Source organism: Arthrobacter sp. FW306-1B-G06A, from assembly GCF_058781765.1.
The window spans coordinates 1-12,328 of the sequence record NZ_JBYSXB010000008.1 but is presented as its reverse complement, the minus strand read 5'-3'; the positions used below and the strand labels follow the sequence as shown (position 1 = coordinate 12,328).

The following is a 12,328-nucleotide window of genomic DNA, read 5'->3' as shown; positions in this document are numbered from 1 at the left end:
CCCCCCCCCCCCCCCCCCCCCCCCCCGCTTCGGGTTGACCGACAAGTAGCGTCGCGGACAAAGTCTGCCCGGCGAAGCTACATTGGCAAAGCCTTGGCGATCGTCGAAATGATCATGCTCGCTTTGACGGACACCAGGATCAGGCTCAGGGCAGTTAGGCCAATCAGTGCCCAAACCGGCGCGAGTCCGCGCTGCGGGGCGACCTTGTGGACGATCACTGAACGGCCCACGACGTAGACTCCGGCGCCGAGGAAGGCCCATGCCCAATGGAAGGGGCGGACCACCCCGTCCCTTTGCAACTTTTGCCAGTCGAGGTAGGACAAGAGGACGCTGACCCCGTAGATGAGCCAGCCTGAAATGACCAGCAGGAAATAGGGAACGCTGAACGCGCTGGGATCGAGGGTGGGTACGCGCCGAGCGCCGACATACCGCAGGTGGAAGACCGGGTTCCAGAGCAACAGGATGATCAGGGTGATCACTGGCAGCAGGGTGACGAGCCAGATGAACGGATTGTAGACCGGCGTCCCCCTGCTGATTTCCGGGCGCGGCGCGGGCTGGACCGATCCCGCGTATTGCGGAGGCCCCCCGTATTGCCCGGGCCTTGCGGCCGCGGGCCACGCCGCGCCGGGCTGAGCTGCGCCCGCCTGACCCGCGCCGGCCTGGCCTGCGCCGGGCCACGCCGCGCCGGGCTGACCTGGGCCGGCCTGACCCGCGCCGGCCTGACCCGCGCCGGCCTGGGCCGGCGGGTTCCACGCGTTCCCGGTCCAGGCGTTACCGTCCCACCACCGTAGTTGCCCGGAGCCCGAGGGGTCCGGGTACCAACCTGGAGGAGTCGGCGTGTTGTGCTGGGGGACGGTCATGATGTGCCTCCTGATCTACGACCTAATCGAGAGGCTACTCCTAACCCCTGATGATTTTCTGTGCGGCGGCTGAATGTTTGGCAATAAGTTCCGGGATGTCCAGGCCGGGAATTTGCCCGTCCACAACGCGCCATTTACCGGCGACCATGACGCGGTCGGCGCGGTCCGCCGCGCAGAGCAACAAGGCCGCGACGGGATCGTGGCTGCCGGAGAAGCGCAGCCCGTCGAGCGTGAACAAGGCCAGGTCGGCCTGCATGCCGGGAGCGATCTGCCCGATGTCCGTGCGGCCCAGCGCTGCAGCGGACCCCCGCGTGGCCCAACCGAGGGCGCGCTCCACCGGGACGTCCGCGCCGTAGCGCAGCCGCTGCAGGTACAACGCCTGCCTCGCTTCGAGGATCATGTTGGAGGCATCGTTCGACGCCGAACCGTCCACGCCCAGCCCCACCGGCACGCCGGCGGCCTCAAGTTCCAGCACCCGTGCGGTGCCCGACGCGAGCCGCATGTTCGACGTCGGGCAATGCGCGACGGCGGTGCCCGCGGCACCCAGCCGGGCGATCTCGTCGTCGTCGAAATGGATGCCGTGGCCCAGCCAGGTGCGCTTTCCGAGCCAGCCGACGCTGTCCAGATAGTCGACGGTGCGCAGCCCGAACATCTCGCGGCAGAAGTCTTCCTCGTCGATGGTTTCCGCGAGGTGCGTGTGGAGCCGGACATCCAACCGTTCGGCCATGGCGGCGCTCTCGGCCATGATTTCCCTGGTCACGGAGAACGGCGAGCAAGGGGCCAAGGCGATCTGGATAACCGCTCCGTCTCCGCGCTCGTGATACTTCCCGATCAGCCGTTCGCTGTCCGCGAGGATCACCTCGGGACGCTGCACGGTGGAACGCGGCGGCAGGCCGCCGTCGTCCTCGCCGAGCGTCATGGACCCGCGGGTGAGGGTCGCGCGCATGCCGAGTTCACGCACGACGCCGACCTCGACGTCGATCGCGTCCTCAAGTCCCGCGGGGAAGAGGTAGTGGTGGTCGGCTGCCGTGGTGCAGCCGGAAAGCAGGAGTTCCGCGAGCGCTACCTTCACGGCAAGCTCGAGGCTGTCCGGCGTCAACCGCGCCCATACGGGATACAGGTTCTGCAGCCAGGGGAACAGGGGAGCGTTGGCTACTGGGCCCCAGGCTCGCGTGAGGGTTTGGTAGAAGTGGTGGTGCGTGTTGATGAGCCCGGGAAGCAGGACGTGGCTGCCGGCGTCGAACGTTTCATGGCAGGGCGCGGATGGACGCTTTCCTGCCGGGACGAGCTCTGCGATTTTCCCATCGCTGACCACGATGCCGCCGCGGGCGTCGAGGCCGTTGGCGGTGAACACTGCGAGGGGATTCTTGATCCAGAGCCGGGAAGAGCTTGGATCCGTTGCCGGGGCTGCTGGCTGGAAATCGGATGTCTGGGACACGGGGATCCTTGTCTGGTCGGCGTAGTTGCGTTCCAGCTCAGTGGTTCCTGTCTGCTGATCCAGGTTCCGGAGGTCAACCCTGCCGGTGGCACCCAGCGTAGGTGGCTCCCCGAAGTGCGTCAATGTGACCGGCGGCGAAACGCTCCCCTGCCGGGCGCCAAGCATGAATTTCACATGTTGAAACTTTTTTTCCAGAAACTATGGCGCGGCTCACACCACCGGTGCTAATCTCAATTTGCCAAAGGCGGGCACCCGGACTCCGGGAAGCTATCTACCAGGCGAAACCTTCAAAAGCACATGCTGAAGCCTGGTAATCGCAGCACTGGTCTGTCATGTTCAGATGCCTCCCTGGTTACAGGCTTCCTCAGCACTAAGGAAGTCGCACATGAGTACCACCGTCACGGCCGAACATTTCTTGGCCACTTCCATTGAGCTGGCAACAGCCAATGTCCTCAACAGCGGCGGGCCGTTCGGCGCCGTCATTGTCACCGCGGATGGCCGCGCCTTCGAAGGCGTCAACCGGGTCACCGCCTCCAACGACCCCACGGCCCACGCCGAGGTCACCGCCATCCGCAATGCGTGCCGCGAACTCGGCACCTTCGATCTCAGCGGGGCAACCCTCTACACGAGCTGCGAGCCATGCCCCATGTGCCTGGCCTCGGCGCTCTGGGCCCGTATCGGAAAGGTGGTCTTCGCAGCAGACCGGCACGACGCAGCATCCGTCGGCTTCGACGACGCCGTCTTCTACGAATACTTCGAGAACGAGGACCGGGACACGCTCATGCCGGTCACCAAGCTGGAACTGGGCGACCCCCAGGCCCCGGCCATCCTGGAACCCTTCAACACCTGGAACACGCTTGACTCCAGGATTGACTACTAGGGCCCGGTGGCTGAAATGACAATCCTGGACCCCGCAGAAATGCGAACGGCAACTGAAAAGCAGGCTGCGCCTTCCGGCGCAGGGCAGACAGAGGCACGCGAGAAGCACACGGCAACCGGACTGGCACAGCGGGGCAGCAGCCCCAGGCCCCCCGCGTCGAACTCCTTCCTGGATCGTTTCTTCCAGATCACCAAGCGTGGCTCCACGCTGGCCCGCGAATTCCGCGGCGGCATCGTCACGTTCTTCACGATGGCCTACATCGTTATCCTCAACCCACTGATCCTCGGCGGATTCTCAGCCCAGAACGCACCCACGGATGTGGCCGGCGGATGGTTGTCCGCGGCGCAAGTGGGGGCAGTCACCGGCCTGACCGCCGGTGTCATGACGGTCCTCTTCGGCCTGATCGCGAACCTGCCGTTCGGGCTCGCCGCGGGCCTGGGAATCAACTCGTTCCTGGCAGTAGCCGTGATCCATGAGGTCACTTGGCCGGAAGCCATGGGCCTGGTGGTCATCAACGGCATCCTGATTGTCCTGTTCGGCGTCACAGGCGCCCGGACCGCGATCTTCAAGGCCGTCCCCAAGGAACTCAAGGCCGCCATCACCGTTGGCATCGGCCTGTTCATCGCCTTCATCGGCTTCGTCGATTCCGGCTTCGTCCGCGCCACTAAAGGCGGACCGCCGGTTCAGCTCGGAAACGATGGTTCCATCACCTCAATACCAACCCTTGTTTTCATCGTCGGTCTGCTGGTCATGGGAATCCTTGTGGCCCGTAAGATCCAGGGCGGACTCCTGATCGGAATCGTCGCCACCACAATCCTCGCCGCCGTCGTCGAGGCCGTCATGCACATCGGGCCTGGCAGCGCAGCCAATCCCGGTGGCTGGCACCTCAACACTCCGGTGCTGTCCGGCCAGTTGGTTTCGGCCCCGGACTTCAGCTTGGTGGGCCACTTCGACCTCTTCGGTTCGTTCTCGAGGATTGGCGGCCTGGCGGCCACGATGCTGGTGTTCACCCTGGTGTTCACCAACTTCTTCGACGCCATGGGCACCATGACCGGCCTCGCCAAGAGCGCCGGAGTGGCTTACAAGGACGGAACATTCCCCAAGCTCAAGTCGGCCTTCATCGTCGAAGGCCTGGGTGCGGTGGCGGGCGGCGCGACGTCGGGCTCATCCAACACCGTGTACATCGACTCCGCTGCCGGCATTGGCGAAGGCGCCCGCACCGGCCTGGCGTCGGTAGTCACCGGGCTGTTGTTCCTGGGTTCGATGTTCCTGACCCCGCTCACCAGCGTGGTTCCTCTCGAGGTCGCAGCCGCGGCCCTGGTGGTGGTGGGCGCCATGATGATGGCACAGATCCGCGAGATCAAGTTCTCCAAGTTCTCCGTGGCCCTGCCCGCTTTCCTCACCATCGTCACCATGCCGCTGACCTACTCCATCGCCAACGGCATCGGCGTCGGATTCATCTCCTGGGCCGTGATCCACGCGGCTTCCGGGAAGGGCAGGAAGGTCCATCCGCTCATGTGGGTGGTGACCGTCGGCTTCTTGGTCTACTTCGCCCGCGGGCCGATCAGCGCGCTGATGGGAGCGTAGCCGGCCGTTGAGACGGCGGTCCGGCCGCAAATCACCGCAATGAATAGGCGTCCGCCGATCGTCACCAACCGCATCAAGCGGACGACGACGGCGGGCGGCGGTGAGGTGCGGCCGCTCCGCTAAGGACCGGGGTGGGAAATGAGAGGCCCGCCCCGGTCCTCTTCACGCAACGGGTCGCCTGTTTACCCGAAGCTCTCCTGTACAGACGCAAGGAATGAGAATATGAGGCAAGATCGCACACTGCCCCGGGCGGGTTTCCGGTCCGGGACCTCGGAAAAGGAGGTGTTGCCATGCTGGAATTGATGCCCTCGCTGGGCATGTGGCGGCCCGCGGTCTCCGGGCAGCGATGCGCCGTTGCCACCATCGTGGCCGCGGGAGGCTCGGTCCCCCGGCCCCTCGGCACGTCCATGCTGGTTTCCGAACACGGCGATGTCCTTGGCAGCCTCTCCGGGGGCTGCGTGGAAGGCGCCGTGGTGGAAGCCGCCCTTCAAGCAATGCACGACGGCGGCAGCCGCCTCGAGTCGTTCGGCTACAGCGCCGAGGACGCGTTCGCCGTCGGGCTCACGTGTGGCGGCGAGTTGGAAGTCCACATCCAGCCGACCGGGCCCGCCGGCCTGGACCCGGCCTTGTTGAGCACCGCTTCCAGCGGCTCTTCCCTGGCGCTCATCCGCAGGCTTGACGCTGCGGGAGGCGCCGTCGTCGTGCCTGATCCGGCGCGATTTTCCGCCGCTGGTTCGCGGGAACTTTCAGACCTTCTTGGCGGGGATGACGCCGTGATCCGCGCGGCCGCGGCCCAGCTAGAACCCCTTCTGCATGGAGGCCGTGCTGGCCTGGTGCGGCTCGCCCCGGCCGAAGGCTGCGGAGGTTCCGTGCCGGAAGCCGAACCCATCACCCTGTTCGTGGAAACCCGCTTGCCCGCGGCCCGCATGCTGATCTTTGGCGCCAACGACTTCGGCGCGGCATTGCTCCCCGCCGGGAAACTCCTGGGCTACGAGGTCACTCTGTGCGATGCGCGGCCCGCTTTTTCGAGCCAGGGCCGTTTCCTCGGCGCCGACCACCTCGTCACGGACTGGCCGCACCGCTACCTTGCCGCGGAAGCAGCCGCCGGCCGGATCGATTCCCGCACGGTGGTGTGCGTGCTGACCCACGATCCCAAATTCGATATTCCCCTGCTGGAAACAGCCCTCGATCTGGATCTCGCCTATGTGGGAGCCATGGGTTCCAGGCGCAGCCACCGGCAGCGGATCGATGGACTGCTTGCCTGCGGCATCCCGGTCGAGTCCCTCGAACGCCTGCATTCGCCGATCGGATTGGATCTCGGCGCAGTGACTCCCGCGGAAGTGGCCGTGTCCATTACCGCCGAAATCCTCGCGTCCCGCGCGCCGCGCCCGGCCTCCGCCGTGGGTTCGCTCAAGGACGGCGCAGGACCGATCCATCAGACCAACACCCCCGAACAAAGCAAGGTGACCCCATGGACATGAACACCATCGAGTCCGTGGTTGCCACCACGGATCCAGGCCAGTGGCGCGAGGGCGACGCCTGGCTTGCCGGCGGCACGGTCCTGTTCTCCTACGGCAGACCCGTGGGCAGCGAAGAACCGCTCAAACGGTTGCTCGATCTGGGGCACGCGGGCTGGCCGGCCGTCGCCGTGGGCGACGCAGGCATTGAACTGGCCGCCACCTGCACCGTCGCCGAGCTTTACGCCCTGCCCGTGTCGGACGCCGTGGCTGGCCGGAACTGGCCGGGACTGGATCTTTTCCGTCCGTGCTGCGACTCTTTCGTAGCCTCGTTCAAGGTGTGGAACATGTCCACCGTTGGCGGCAATGTGTGCACATCACTCCCCGCCGGGCCCATGATTTCGCTGTGCGCCGGCCTGGATGCCAAGGCCACGATCCTCGGATGCCACGGCAGCAGCCGTACCGTTCCAGTGACCGAATTCGTCACCGGGGACGGGAAAAACTGCCTGGCGCCAGGCGAGCTACTTCGCAGCATCCAGCTCCCGGCGGCGGCCTTGTCGGCGAAGGTGGCCTTCCGCCGGCTCTCGCTCAGCAACCTCGGGCGATCCGGGGTGCTGCTGATCGGAAGGCTCGACGCCGATGGCGGCCTGGTCCTCACCGTCACCGCCGCGACCAAACGGCCCGTGCAGCTGCGGTTCGCCGCCGCGGAGTTGCCCGACGCCGGGCGGCTGGCCGCCGCCGTCGGGCATTCAATCCCTGCGGAGCTGTACCACGACGACATCCACGGGCTCCCGGAATGGCGCCGCGACATGACGTTCCGCCTTGCGGAGGAGATCCGCGCGGAGTTGCTCGAGCCGGTTCCGGACGGACCGCCCACCGTCTCGGGCGATTTCTGGCCGCCGCACGCCACCTCGCCGCAACCATCCACCCAAGCCGCACAGAAGGAGGCCTGAGCATGGCAATCGAGATCAACGGAACAGCCACCGAGGCCGCTCCACGGCCGGGCCAGTGCCTTCGGACGTTCCTGCGCGAACAGGGCAACTTCGGCGTCAAGAAAGGGTGCGACGGCGGCGACTGCGGCGCGTGCACGGTCCACGTGGACGGCATACCCGTGCACAGTTGCATCTACCCGGCTGTCCGAGCCGAAGGGCACTCGGTCACCACCGTCGAGGGGCTCTCGAACGGGGAAGAGCTTCATCCGGTGCAGCAGCAGTTCCTCGATAACCAGGGTTTCCAGTGCGGTTTCTGCACGGCCGGCATGATGATGACGGCCGCCACCTTCGACGAGGAACAGAAAGCCAACCTCCCCCGAAACCTCAAGGGAAACCTGTGCCGCTGCACGGGTTACCGCTCCATTGCGGACGCAGTGTGCGGTGACGCCGGCGACGGGCAAAACACCTCCGACGGCGGCGCCGCGTCGCAGTCCGGCGCGGGATCAAAGGGTTCAGGTCAGCTCGGCGACAACGTTCCCGCCCCGGCGGGGCGCGCCGTCGTCACCGGCACCGCCCGCTACACCCTCGACGTCCCGGCAGAACAGCTCCCTGGCCTGCTGCACCTGAAGCTGCTGCGCTCGCCACATGCGCATGCCCGGATTGTCTCCATCGATGCGACGGCGGCCCTCCAAGTACCCGGCGTCGTCGCGGTTTTCACGCATGAGGACGCGCCGGGCCGGTTGTTCTCCACCGCCCAGCACGAGCTTTACACCGATGATCCCGACGATACCCGCGTCCTCGACAACGTAGTGCGCTTCATCGGCCAGCGGGTGGTCGCCGTCGTCGCCGAATCGGTGGGCGCAGCGGAAGCCGGGGCCCGGGCCATCAGGGTGGAATATGAACTCCTTGACGCCGTCTTCTCGCCACAGGACGCGTTGCTGCCGGGTGCGCCCGCGATCCATGGGGAGAAAGACGGGGAAACGGCACGGATTTCCCGCCCGCAGAACAACGTCGTGGCGGAGGTCCATTCCGAGCTGGGGAACGTCGAAGCCGGCTTCGCGGCGGCCGACTTCATCCACGAGAACACCTACCAGACCCAGCGGGTCCAGCACGTCGCAATGGAAACGCACTGTTCCATCGCGTGGGTGGAGCCCTCCGACAATCCGGGGGAGGACCGGCTCATGGTGCGTTCCTCCAGCCAGGTCCCGTTCCTGGTCCGGCGAACACTTGCGCGCGTGTTCGACCTTCCCGAAGACCGCATCCGCGTGGTGGCAGGCCGCGTGGGAGGCGGGTTCGGCGGCAAGCAGGAAGTGCTCACCGAGGACCTCGTAGCCATGGCGGCACTCAAGCTGCGCCGGCCGGTGCAGGTGGAATTCACCCGCACCGAGCAATTCACCTCCACCACCACGCGCCACCCCTTCACTATCAAGGTCAAAGCAGGGGCGAGCAATGACGGCCAGCTGACGGCGATGCAGCTGGACGTGGTCACCAACACCGGCGCGTACGGAAACCACGCGCCCGGAGTGATGTTCCACGGTTGCGGCGAGTCCCTGGCCGTCTACAAATGTGCCAACAAGAAAGTGGATGCGCAGGCCGTCTACACCAACACAGTCCCGGCCGGCGCCTTCCGTGGCTACGGACTGAGCCAAATGATCTTCGCGATCGAATCCGCCATCGACGAGCTCGCCGTCGGAATCGGCATGGACCCCTTGGACTTCCGGCTCAAGAACATGGTCCGGCCGGGTGACCACATGCTCTCCACGAACCCGGAACCGGAAGAGGACGTTTACTACGGGAGCTACGGACTGGACCAGTGTGTGGCTCTGGTCCGGGATGCCCTCGAGCGGGGCGATAAACGCTACCGGGATGCCGGCCTCGACAACTTCGGCCCGGGGTGGGTCACGGGCGTGGGGTCCGCGCTGTCCATGATCGACACGGTTCCGCCCCGCGGCCACTTCGCCCACACGCGCCTCAGGCTCCTGCCGGACGGTACGTTCGACGCCGCCGTCGGGACCGCCGAGTTCGGCAACGGCACCACCACGGTCCACGCCCAACTGGCGGCGACCGCCCTGGCCACGACGGCGTCGAACGTGGCCGTGCGCCAGTCCGACACGGACCTCGTGGAGCACGATACCGGCGCATTCGGCTCCGCTGGAACCGTGGTGGCCGGGCAGGCAACCTTGCTCGCGGCGCAGGAGCTCGCGGTCCGGATCCGGGCTGTGGCGGCCGCGTTCGCCGGTGTGCCGGAGGCGGACTGCGTGCTCGAGGACGGTGCGGTGCGTTGGGGTGAGCGGGTGGTTCCCTTTACCGAGGTGTACGACGCCGCACAGCAGCAGGGCATGGAACTCGCCACCGAAGGGCGTTGGGGCGGAACTCCGCGTTCGGTCGCCTTCAACGTCCACGGATTCCGGGTGGCCGTGAACACCGGCACGGGGGAACTGAGGATCCTGCAGAGCGTCCAGGCGGCCGATGCCGGCGTCGTGGTCAATCCACGGCAATGCCGCGGCCAGGTGGAAGGCGGAATCGCCCAGGCGCTGGGAGTCGCGCTGTATGAGGAAGTCCGGGTGAACGACGCAGGCAAGGTCACCACCGACATCCTGCGGCAATACCACATCCCCTCTTTCGCGGACGTGCCACGCAGCGAGGTCTATTTCGCGAAAACGAACGACCAGATGGGGCCGCTCGGTGCGAAGTCCATGAGCGAGAGCCCGTTCAATCCCGTGGCACCCGCGCTGGCCAACGCCATCCGGAACGCCACCGGGGTGAGGTTCGCTGCGCTCCCCATCGCCCGGGACAAGATCTACCTGGCGCTGAAGGACGCCGCCGCCTCCACCCCTACCCAACTGACTCGCATTTAACGTCGTTATCGAGCCTCATAACGGCATCTACTGCGAGTTAGTTGGGTGGCCGGGCCGCGATGGGGGGGCTAGTCACTGAGGAGGTGCAGCTTGTCCTTCGTGTCCACGTCGGCACCGTCGGTGAGGTCGCTGCAGTCGACGACGTCCACCAGTCCGGGGTGCGCCTTGAGGAAACGGCGTGCCCCGGCGTCGCCGACGGCGGACTCCGCGACCTCGGCGCGGAGGCCGACGTCGATGATCAACGGGTGGCCGCGCCTTAGCTTTGTTGTGTGGCCACCGTCGAAGGCGGCTTCCGGGTATCCTGCCGCGGTCACCCGGCCGGCTTGGTGCGCTGCTAACAGCCTGGCGACGACGGCGGGGGTCACCCCAGGTTGGTCCACCAAAGTCACCATGACATTGTGGCCGTGTGTAGCTGCCGCAATGCCGGTGCGGAGCGAGCTGGCCATGCCGGCTGCCCACTCCGGGTTGTCGACGACGAGGTACTGGTCCAGCTCCGTAGCGCGACGGACCCGCTCGGCTCCGGCACCGAGCACTACGACTACCTTGAGGCATCCGCCGTCGAGCAATGTCTTGGCGAGCACTTCCACCAAGGTCCGGCCGCGGAAGGGCAGCAGCGCCTTGGGGCCGAGTCCCAGGCGAGTCCCTGCGCCGCCGGCCAACAATACACCGGTGGTGGCTACGGGGCTGGAATCGTTCATGGGGTTCACCTTATCCATGTGCCTTCGCGGGGTCTCTAGGTTCACCTTGCACTCCGATATAGGTCTACCGAAAAAGGTTGAATATTACCCATGGGTAGGCCTTCTGGCAGACTCCTATGGCCGATATTCTCTTAGGGACTTCACGAGAGTCAGTGGTCATCGAAGGGGATGCAATGACGCATCCGCGGTGGAAAGAGGGTTCATGTCTGGCATTTTCGAAATTCTGGCAGCTGGGGAGCAATCGTTCCGTTTCCGGTTGAAGGCCGATGATGGAACGGTAGTGGCGGTGTCGCCCAAGTTCCCGGATATTGCGGCCCTTGTGGCCGGTATCAACGCAGTCAGGGAGAATGCCGCCACAGGATTCGTGGTGGATCGGCGCTCGCTCGGAGCGTAGCAATAAATCGGCGGTAGTGCTCAAGGAGCACTACCGCCGATTCTTATTTAAAGCTGTTTAGGAGTCGCCCCCCGAACCGCCGGTGGTGCCGGCGGTCACGTCGAGGAGCTTGTACCGGTCAATGGCGTACGACGGCGCACTCGGGTCAACCTCGCCCCTCGCCGCGAGGAGCTGCAGGGTTTTGACGACGATGGAGTGGGTGTCGTTTTTGAAGAAGCGGCGTGCGGCTTGGCGGGTGTCGGAGAATCCGAATCCGTCGGCGCCGAGGGAGGCGAATTCGGTGGGGATGAATTGGCGGATCTGGTCCGGGACGGCTTTCATGTAGTCGGTGACGGCGATGACCGGTCCGGTGGCGCCGGCGAGTTGCTGGGCGACGAAGGGGGTGCGGGGTTCGTCGCCGGGGTTCAGGAAGGCGTGTTCTTCGGCGGCGAGTCCGTCGCGTCGGAGTTCGTTCCAGGAGGTCACGGACCAGACGTCGGCGGAGACTCCCCAGTCCTGGGCGAGGACTTTCTGGGCTTCCAGGGCCCAGGGGACCGAGACGCCGGAGGCCAGGAGCTGCGCGCGGGGACCGTCGGTTTTCGCGGGGGCGAGCAGGTAGATGCCTTTCAGGAGGCCCTCGGTGTCGAGGTTTTCCGGTTCGGCGGGCTGGCTGATCGGTTCGTTGTACACGGTGAGGTAGTACATCAAGTTCCGGTCGGTGGAGTCCGGGCCGTACATGCGTTCGAGGCCGTCGCGGATGATGTGTCCGATTTCGTAGCCGTAGGCGGGGTCGTAGGTGAGGACGGCGGGGTTGGTGGAGGCCAGGATGGGGGAGTGTCCGTCGGCGTGCTGGAGTCCTTCGCCGGTGAGGGTGGTCCGTCCTGCGGTGGCGCCGATGATGAAGCCGCGGGTCATTTGGTCCGCGGCGGCCCAGAAGGCGTCGCCGGTGCGTTGGAAGCCGAACATGGAGTAAAACACGTAGATCGGCACGAGGGGTTCGCCGTGGGTGGCGTAGGCGGTGCCGGCGGCGGTGAAGGCCGCGACGGCGCCTGCTTCGTTGATGCCGGGGTGGATGAGCTGGCCCATGGGGGATTCCTTGTAGGCCAGGACGAGGTCCCGGTCCACGGAGAGGTAGTTCTGGCCCTTGGGGTTGTAGATCTTCGCGGTCGGGAAGAACGCGTCCATGCCGAAGGTCCGCGATTCGTCCGGGACGACCGGGACGAAGCGTTTGCCGAAGTTCTTGTC

Annotated in this window: 10 protein-coding genes; 6 read left to right on the top strand and 4 right to left on the bottom strand. The window is 65.9% G+C overall.

Annotated features, from left to right (window positions below):
• Window positions 1–77 precede the first annotated feature (77 nt).
• Together AC3WJM_RS05905 and AC3WJM_RS05900 are read right to left on the bottom strand one after the other, a co-directional pair.
• A complete protein-coding gene (locus AC3WJM_RS05905; RefSeq protein WP_492271381.1) occupies window positions 78–860 on the bottom strand; it encodes a DUF2510 domain-containing protein in 783 nt (260 codons plus the stop codon).
• Window positions 861–900: 40 nt separating this feature from the next.
• Entirely contained in the window at window positions 901–2,463 is a 1,563-nt protein-coding gene (locus AC3WJM_RS05900) for an 8-oxoguanine deaminase (protein ID WP_284989967.1), read from the bottom strand.
• A gap of 220 nt (window positions 2,464–2,683) precedes the next feature.
• Here AC3WJM_RS05900 and AC3WJM_RS05895 point away from each other — a divergent pair, with 220 nt between their 5' ends.
• The 5 genes from AC3WJM_RS05895 (at window position 2,684) to AC3WJM_RS05875 (ending at window position 10,012) form a co-directional block, all read left to right on the top strand.
• Window positions 2,684–3,178, top strand: a complete 495-nt coding sequence (locus AC3WJM_RS05895) for a nucleoside deaminase (protein WP_492271380.1) — start codon at window positions 2,684–2,686, stop codon at window positions 3,176–3,178.
• 15 nt (window positions 3,179–3,193) lie between these two features.
• Entirely contained in the window at window positions 3,194–4,765 is a 1,572-nt protein-coding gene (locus AC3WJM_RS05890; protein WP_370872234.1) for an NCS2 family permease, read from the top strand.
• A 290-nt stretch (window positions 4,766–5,055) separates the two neighbouring features.
• Window positions 5,056–6,246: an XdhC family protein gene (locus AC3WJM_RS05885; protein WP_492271379.1), complete on the top strand. Its 1,191-nt coding sequence runs from the start codon at window positions 5,056–5,058 to the stop codon at window positions 6,244–6,246.
• A complete protein-coding gene (locus tag AC3WJM_RS05880; RefSeq protein WP_492271378.1) occupies window positions 6,237–7,175 on the top strand; it encodes an FAD binding domain-containing protein in 939 nt (312 codons plus the stop codon). Before AC3WJM_RS05885 ends, AC3WJM_RS05880 begins: the two co-directional genes overlap by 10 nt.
• A 2-nt stretch (window positions 7,176–7,177) precedes the next feature.
• On the top strand, window positions 7,178–10,012 hold the full coding sequence (locus tag AC3WJM_RS05875; protein ID WP_492271377.1) for a molybdopterin-dependent oxidoreductase: 2,835 nt from the start codon (window positions 7,178–7,180) through the stop codon (window positions 10,010–10,012).
• A gap of 68 nt (window positions 10,013–10,080) precedes the next feature.
• Here the strand turns inward: AC3WJM_RS05875 and nboR are convergent, their stop codons facing one another.
• A complete protein-coding gene (gene nboR, locus AC3WJM_RS05870) occupies window positions 10,081–10,710 on the bottom strand; it encodes a nicotine blue oxidoreductase (RefSeq protein WP_492271376.1) in 630 nt (209 codons plus the stop codon).
• 202 nt (window positions 10,711–10,912) lie between these two features.
• On the opposite strand from nboR, the gene AC3WJM_RS05865 reads away from it, so the two are divergent.
• Window positions 10,913–11,104 carry a YegP family protein gene (locus tag AC3WJM_RS05865; RefSeq protein ID WP_059389468.1) on the top strand — a complete coding sequence of 64 codons (192 nt, stop codon included), beginning with the start codon at window positions 10,913–10,915 and terminating at the stop codon, window positions 11,102–11,104.
• A gap of 57 nt (window positions 11,105–11,161) precedes the next feature.
• On the opposite strand, the gene AC3WJM_RS05860 is transcribed toward AC3WJM_RS05865, so the two are convergent.
• Window positions 11,162–12,328, bottom strand: a 1,167-nt coding sequence (locus AC3WJM_RS05860) for a transketolase-like TK C-terminal-containing protein (RefSeq protein ID WP_492271375.1), incomplete at its 5' end; no start/stop codon positions are given.

Excerpts from the sequence above, each read along its gene's own strand:
- AC3WJM_RS05905 (WP_492271381.1), bottom strand. The coding sequence starts at position 860 with ATGACCGTCCCCCAGCACAACACGCCGACTCCTCCAGGTTGGTACCCG.
- AC3WJM_RS05900 (WP_284989967.1), bottom strand. The coding sequence starts at position 2,463 with ATGCTTGGCGCCCGGCAGGGGAGCGTTTCGCCGCCGGTCACATTGACG.
- AC3WJM_RS05895 (WP_492271380.1), top strand. The coding sequence starts at position 2,684 with ATGAGTACCACCGTCACGGCCGAACATTTCTTGGCCACTTCCATTGAG.
- AC3WJM_RS05890 (WP_370872234.1), top strand. The coding sequence starts at position 3,194 with ATGACAATCCTGGACCCCGCAGAAATGCGAACGGCAACTGAAAAGCAG.
- AC3WJM_RS05885 (WP_492271379.1), top strand. The coding sequence starts at position 5,056 with ATGCTGGAATTGATGCCCTCGCTGGGCATGTGGCGGCCCGCGGTCTCC.
- AC3WJM_RS05880 (WP_492271378.1), top strand. The coding sequence starts at position 6,237 with ATGGACATGAACACCATCGAGTCCGTGGTTGCCACCACGGATCCAGGC.
- AC3WJM_RS05875 (WP_492271377.1), top strand. The coding sequence starts at position 7,178 with ATGGCAATCGAGATCAACGGAACAGCCACCGAGGCCGCTCCACGGCCG.
- nboR (WP_492271376.1), bottom strand. The coding sequence starts at position 10,710 with ATGAACGATTCCAGCCCCGTAGCCACCACCGGTGTATTGTTGGCCGGC.
- AC3WJM_RS05865 (WP_059389468.1), top strand. The coding sequence starts at position 10,913 with ATGTCTGGCATTTTCGAAATTCTGGCAGCTGGGGAGCAATCGTTCCGT.